This window comes from Paenibacillus sp. SAFN-117 (genome assembly GCF_051966115.1).
In the GTDB taxonomy this organism is placed as follows: Bacteria; Bacillota; Bacilli; order Paenibacillales; family NBRC-103111; genus Paenibacillus_L; species Paenibacillus_L residui.
Genome location: NZ_JBQCLK010000053.1, coordinates 22777 through 29178 on the forward strand (window position 1 = coordinate 22777; position 6402 = coordinate 29178).

The window sequence follows — 6402 nt, forward strand, 5'->3', positions numbered from 1 at the left end:
TACCTATCCCCCCTTTCCTTTTAATATGCTTCAAAATCTCCCCGACTAATCCATGGAAACCGGTTCTACTGATTCTATTTTAAATGATCAGGAGCCTGCCCCGCGATATCTCCGCACCCCATAATTCCATATGCTTAGTCCGATGAATGCGAAGATCAATCCGACTACCGGTGTTAATAGAGCGGCCCATCCCCAATTGGCACGGTCCAGAAAATACGACGCCGGATAAAATCCGACGAAAGCAAAAGGAATAACCCAGGTAAGCAGCGCCCGAATGAATCGGTTATAAACATTGACCGGATACCGCCCATAATTTTGGATATTCCACATCAGCGGCAGAATGCCCGTCGGGGCATCGATGAAGAAGGATACCGCCGTCAAGGATGCGTAAACTCCCAAATAAATCAATACCGCTCCAATCAATAAAACGATAAAAACGATCGGATCGTACCATGCCAGCGTAATATCCAGCTGAGTCCATGCATATCCCATGACCACCGCACCGGCCAGCGATCCGACCAAAGAAGCAGGGTCCATATTCTCCAGCACAAGCTGGGCCAGATGGTAGGCAGGCCGGGTCAGCACCCGGTCCATCTCTCCTTTGACAATATACCTTTCGGTAAAGTTCCATAAATTAAAGAAGCAGCTAAACACTCCATAGGGGATCATGAAAAATCCGTAAATAAACAAAATTTCGGCCTGATTCCATCCTCCAAGGTAATCCGTATGCAGGAATACCGCGAGAATAAAAAACAGGTTCATGGCCTGAAACAGCAGGTCCGACAGCACTTCTATCCAGAAATCGGCGCGGTAGGTCAGCCTTGTTTTCATGTAGTTTTTCAAATAATCCCAGAACAAAGAAGCATAAAACATGGACTACCCTCCCTGTACGAACAATCGGTTTCTGGCCGACCGCCACATGATGAGGATCGGAACGATCAGGACCGCAAACCAGAAGAGCTGTACGCTCAGCACTCCGGCTGCCGTGGTCCCTGCCGCATTGCCGGCGAACACTGCTCCGGGCAAATAGGTAATCGCCTGGAAAGGCAGCAGCTTCATTACCGCCTGCCCCCATTCCGGGAAGAAGGAAATCGGGATAACGAGGCCGGAGAACAGGTCAACCGCGACCCTTTTCATCCGCATCATGCCCTCATTATTTTCCACAAAGAAGGCAAAGAGCCCGGTGAGGATATTGATCTGCGAGTTGATCAGAAAACTGAACAGCAGCATCCCCGCAAAAGCAAACCATACCCCCGGATCAGACGGCAGACGGACTGGAAACAGCAGCGAGGCAATGATCATTCCGGGCACCGAGAATAGAAGCAGGCGGAAGATTCCTTCGCCCATCGCCTGCATCATTTTGACGACCAGATAGTTATAGGGCCGGATCATCTGCACGGCAACACTGCCGTCCCGAATTTCATTGGCAATTTCCCGGTCCAGATTATTGAAGTAAAATGCTCTCGCCATCCAGGAAATAGCTACATAGGTCGTCATCTGGACGGCATCGAGGCCGGCCAGCGAATCTTTGCCCTGGTAGATGGCCTGCCACAGAAAATATTGCGCCCCAATATTAATGACATAAATTACGATACCTGAATAATAATTAACCCTGTAAGCCAGCATCATCAAGAAACGGATGCGGATCAAGTCCAAATAAGCGCTCATCATGAAGAAGCACGGCCCCCTCCGGCAAGCACGGCTTCCTCTTCCTCTTGGCCGGGCGATTCCGTCGTCGTGCCGCTGCCTCTTCCTCCTCCGGGCAGACGATCTGCCGCTGAGGAGCTTCCGGATTTATAGATCTCTCTCACAATATCGTCCGTCTCTGTTTCTATGATTTTGACATCTTCTACGGAAGCGGCTCCTACCACCCGGCCCAGCACTTCCGATATACTGGTTTCCGCCGGAACCCAAACCCTTGCTATGGTGCCCGCTTCGAGAGTCCACCGTACCTGCAAGCCGGCCGTCATCGCCTCCAATTGACCGATAATCACCGGGGCGGCGAAACGGAAAACGACCTCCTTGCCTTGACCCCAGCGGCTCTTCAGCTCTTCCAGACCGCCGTCATAAATAATTTTCCCTTCGTCCAGCATAATGACTCTGGAGCACAGCGCTTCTATATCCTGCAAATCATGAGTGGTCAGCAGAATAGTAGTCCCATACCGCTGATTTAAAGATTTGAGGAATTCGCGAATTTCTGTCTTCACTACGATATCCAGGCCGATTGTCGGCTCATCCAGAAACAGGATGGACGGATTATGCAGCAGAGATGCCGCCAATTCACACCGCATGCGCTGTCCCAGGCTTAATTTGCGCACCGGCCTGTGCAGCAGCTCCTGAAGCTGAAGCCGCTCCACCAACTCGTCGAACCGAGGCCGGAATACCTCAGGCTCCACCCGATAGACTTTGCGCAGAAGCTGGAACGATTCAATTACGCCGATATCCCACCAGAGCTGGCTGCGCTGACCGAATACGACGCCGATTTCGCGCACGAATTTCTCCCTTTCCTTGTACGGGACATATCCGTTGACTTTCAGCTCGCCCGAGGTCGGTACCAGGATACCGGTCAGCATCTTGATCGTAGTCGACTTGCCGGCGCCGTTTTCCCCGATATATCCGCAAATCTCCCCTTCGGGAATGTCGAACGATATATGGTCAACCGCCGTAATTTGACGGTACTCTCTTTTGAACAGGTCCTGGAGCGCGCCCTTCAGACCTTCCCGGTTTTTCTGAACTTTGAACTGCTTGTATAAATCACGAACCTTGATGGCCGACATGGCAAATCCCCCCTCATAATGTCAAATCTAGCAAAATCGGCCCACTTGCGGTAGTACAGACGAAAGAACTATAATAAGTGATAGATTTTGCATGATGCTGCCAAGAGTTGTCGTTTCGTGTCCGTTATTTAAGCCGACAGAAGGCTTGTACGCCGGGAAATAATGCTTCTGCGCCGTATAGCAGCCCAGCCTTCATGCGGTCCGGGACTGGCGGGACGGACGTTTCAACCACGGAGATAAGAGTTAATTTATCTCTATTAGCTAATAATACATGAACAACCGCCTTTATGCCAAAAGCTCATTGCCTTCGCTCATATACCAAATGAAGGGAGTTCCCCATGCGAAAAAAAATCAAATGGATTGTGGTTTCCCTGTGTGTTCTGCTGCTGGGAATCATAGGCTATTTCGCTTATCATATATACGATTTTGCCAATAAAATTTATGTCGATCCCACGGAACAGTCGAAATTTTTCTCCCCGGGAAACCCGACTACCAATCCTCCGCCGCCCAAATGGGAAGGCAAAGAGAGGGTTAATATTCTTCTCTTGGGAGGAGATGCCAGGGACCCGAATGAAGCTCCCCGGTCCGATACGATGCTCGTAGCCTCGATTGATCCGGTTACCAAAAAGTCGTACTTATTTTCTATTCTAAGAGATACGTATGTGAAAATTCCCGGGCATAATTCGGATCGGATTAATGCAGCACTCGCATTCGGCGGCCCAAATCTCGCAATGAGAACAGCTAGTGAATTACTGGGCATTCCGATACAGTACTATATTTACACGGACTTCCAGGGCTTTGTCGCATTAGTGGACGCAGTGGGCGGAATTGATTATGAAGTTGAGAAAGACATGTATTACTATGACAGCTACGACAACTTTAAAATTGATCTGAAAAAAGGTTATCAGCATTTGGATGGGGAGAAGGCGATTCAATACGTCCGCTTCCGGCATGATGCGACCGGTGATTATACAAGAACGGAGCGGCAGCGCAACTTCCTGTCGGCCCTGGCGAAAAAGATGCAGTCCACGACATCGCTGCTGAGGCTGCCCAACATCCTGCAGAGCATCGATCCTTATATCGAGACGAATATTCCGATGAACGATATGCTGAAGCTGGCATCGCTTGGGTACGACGCCAAGACGGAAGGATTGACCAGCGAGCAAATTCCGCCGATGAGCCTTCTTCAGGAGAAAAAAATCGGAGGAGCCTCGGTAGTTACCGTCGACACGAAAAAGCTGCACCAGTATATAGAGGATTTGTTCAACAAGGAAGCAGAGGAGACGGTATCCCCCTCCCCTTCCGCTTCTCCAACACCTGCATCTAATTCACCAACCAACAAAGCTACGCCGAATCCGAAGCGATAGCATCGGCGCCAAGCATGAAGGGATAGGCAGGACCTTGGGTGCCGATTCTATCGGTCAGCGCCCGCAAGCGCCCCGGAAGGGGCGCTTGATCTATAATAGGAATCCAAAGGATGAGGAAACATGGACAGAACACGATCCGAAGCGCTGTATCAAGAAGCGCTCGAACATATTGTCGGAGGGGTGAACAGTCCCTCGCGTTCTTTTAAAGCGGTAGGCGGAGGCGCGCCTGTATTTATGAAGAGAGGAGAAGGAGCTTATTTCTGGGATGAGGACGGCAACCGATACATAGACTATCTTGCCGCTTACGGCCCTATTATTCTCGGGCACGCCCATCCTAAAGTGACCGAGGCCATCTGCCGCGCGGCGCAGAACGGAACGCTGTACGGCACCCCGACCGAGCTGGAAATCGAATTCGCCCGCAAATTGAAGAAGGCCGTACCTTCCCTCGATAAAGTCCGCTTCGTCAACTCGGGGACGGAGGCGGTCATGACGACCATCCGGGTCGCCCGCGCCTACACCGGCCGGACCAAGGTAATCAAGTTCGCCGGCTGCTACCACGGGCATTCCGATCTCGTTCTGGTGGCCGCGGGCTCGGGGCCTTCCACGCTGGGCACACCGGACAGCGCCGGAGTGCCGGTCTCCATCGCCAACGAAGTGATCACCGTTCCGTACAACGATCTGGACGCGCTGGGGACAGCTCTCGAGCGTTGGGGAAGCGAAACGGCCGCGGTCATGGTGGAGCCGATCGTCGGCAACTTCGGCATGGTGATGCCGCAGCCGGGCTTTCTCGAGGGGCTGTGCCGCCTGGCCAGGGAACACGGCGCACTCGTCATCTATGACGAGGTGATCACCGGCTTCCGCTTCCACTATGGCGCAGCCCAGACCTATCCCGGCCTCGGCCTCGCCGATGCCGCAGCGTTGCGCGCCATCGAGCCCGATCTGACCGCGCTCGGCAAGATCATCGGCGGCGGATTGCCGATCGGAGCCTATGGCGGCCGGCGGGAAATCATGGAGCAGGTTGCCCCATTGGGCCCGGCTTATCAAGCCGGAACGATGGCCGGCAACCCGGCTTCGATTTCCGCAGGGCTCGCCTGTCTGGAGGTGCTGGAGGAGCCAGGCACCTACGACAGGCTCGAGCGCGCCGCCAGCCGGCTCACGGAGGGCATCGCCGCCGCCGCCGTGCGCGCCGGGATCCCGCTCACGATCAACCGGATCGGGGGCGCGTTCTCCACGCATTTCTGCGACCATCCCGTAACGAATTACGAGGAGGCGCAGGACACGGACAGCGAACAGTTCGCCCAGTTTTTCCGGTTAATGCTGGAGCAGGGCATCTGCCTGGCACCATCGAAGTATGAGGCGTGGTTCCTGACCATCCGTCATACGGACGAAGATATCGACGAAACCATCCGCGCCGCCGAGCATGCCTTCCGGCAAATGGCGGTTTCGGGCAAGTAAACACCCGCTCGCGGAATCCGAGGGTAAAATATATACCCGGCAATATGGGATGCGGCAACTACAGCGACCCGCGCCTCTCTTGGCGCGGGTCGCTGCTTTGCCGGCATTTTTTCGCACCGCATGAGACTCCCACCGCACGATGCGTTGCGGCTCTGCACTGCGGGTAGTTAGGGGCCCTGTTAATCTTCTATGCTGCGATGTAACTGTATTTTTTGTTGTAAATATTTTCCATTTGGCAGTTATCCAACTGGATTTCCCCTGCCATTATTGCCCATTATACAAGTAATCCGACTGTTTTATTTTGCAGTGTATAGACCGCATATTCCACTATTTAGCATTGGACCGACTGTTTATTCCACTATTTGAAATTGAATCCACTATATATTCCACTGTTTGGAATTGAATCGACTATATTGAAATTGAATCGACTATACTATTTGGCATTTAATCGACTGTTTACCCCACTTTTTGGCAGCCCCACACTCGTTTTGAAGTAGTTCTACTCTTAACACTTCCGTTATTTGCAATAATACTCCATTCTGAGGCCGATCTGACTGTATTTTATACAGGTAGTTTGCAGCCGATTTCTAATATGTGACTCAACTGCCTTGAAAATCCGTCTATTTTACCGTCTGCAGGCATCGTTGCAAGTGAAGCGGCACGTCTAACTGTATTTTGTACAGGTAGATTCAAGCGAATGGGCGAAAATGATCAAACTAACTGGATAAACCGGCTAGGCCCCCTAATTCCGGAGTCCGCACCATAAAAAAATAACCATGTATACAATTCCTCTCTTTTTGGAG

5 protein-coding genes are annotated in these 6402 nt (G+C 52.1%); 2 read left to right on the forward strand and 3 right to left on the reverse strand.

The window, feature by feature from the left end; all coding sequences use genetic code 11:
- Window positions 1-87: 87 nt before the first annotated feature.
- The 3 genes from ACTHRH_RS24545 to ACTHRH_RS24555 are packed head-to-tail and all read right to left on the reverse strand — an operon-like array spanning window position 88 to window position 2777.
- Window positions 88-873 carry an ABC transporter permease gene (locus ACTHRH_RS24545; RefSeq protein ID WP_144941845.1) on the reverse strand — a complete coding sequence of 262 codons (786 nt, stop codon included), beginning with the start codon at window positions 871-873 and terminating at the stop codon, window positions 88-90.
- Window positions 874-876: 3 nt separating this feature from the next.
- Window positions 877-1671, reverse strand: coding sequence for an ABC transporter permease (locus ACTHRH_RS24550; RefSeq protein WP_379291464.1), 795 nt, complete (start codon window positions 1669-1671; stop codon window positions 877-879).
- Window positions 1668-2777 carry an ABC transporter ATP-binding protein gene (locus ACTHRH_RS24555; protein WP_379291466.1) on the reverse strand — a complete coding sequence of 370 codons (1110 nt, stop codon included), beginning with the start codon at window positions 2775-2777 and terminating at the stop codon, window positions 1668-1670. The genes ACTHRH_RS24550 and ACTHRH_RS24555 overlap by 4 nt, the downstream gene beginning before the upstream one ends.
- A 338-nt stretch (window positions 2778-3115) precedes the next feature.
- Between ACTHRH_RS24555 and ACTHRH_RS24560 the strand changes: the two genes are divergently transcribed.
- Complete coding sequence (locus ACTHRH_RS24560) at window positions 3116-4144, forward strand: LCP family protein (RefSeq protein WP_440418070.1); 1029 nt, start codon at window positions 3116-3118, stop codon at window positions 4142-4144.
- A 120-nt stretch (window positions 4145-4264) separates the two neighbouring features.
- Window positions 4265-5599 carry a glutamate-1-semialdehyde 2,1-aminomutase gene (locus tag ACTHRH_RS24565; protein ID WP_379291470.1) on the forward strand — a complete coding sequence of 445 codons (1335 nt, stop codon included), beginning with the start codon at window positions 4265-4267 and terminating at the stop codon, window positions 5597-5599.
- The last annotated feature ends 803 nt before the right edge of the window (window positions 5600-6402 follow it).

Excerpts from the sequence above, each read along its gene's own strand:
- ACTHRH_RS24545 (WP_144941845.1), bottom strand. The coding sequence starts at position 873 with ATGTTTTATGCTTCTTTGTTCTGGGATTATTTGAAAAACTACATGAAA.
- ACTHRH_RS24550 (WP_379291464.1), bottom strand. The coding sequence starts at position 1,671 with ATGATGAGCGCTTATTTGGACTTGATCCGCATCCGTTTCTTGATGATG.
- ACTHRH_RS24555 (WP_379291466.1), bottom strand. The coding sequence starts at position 2,777 with ATGTCGGCCATCAAGGTTCGTGATTTATACAAGCAGTTCAAAGTTCAG.
- ACTHRH_RS24560 (WP_440418070.1), top strand. The coding sequence starts at position 3,116 with ATGCGAAAAAAAATCAAATGGATTGTGGTTTCCCTGTGTGTTCTGCTG.
- ACTHRH_RS24565 (WP_379291470.1), top strand. The coding sequence starts at position 4,265 with ATGGACAGAACACGATCCGAAGCGCTGTATCAAGAAGCGCTCGAACAT.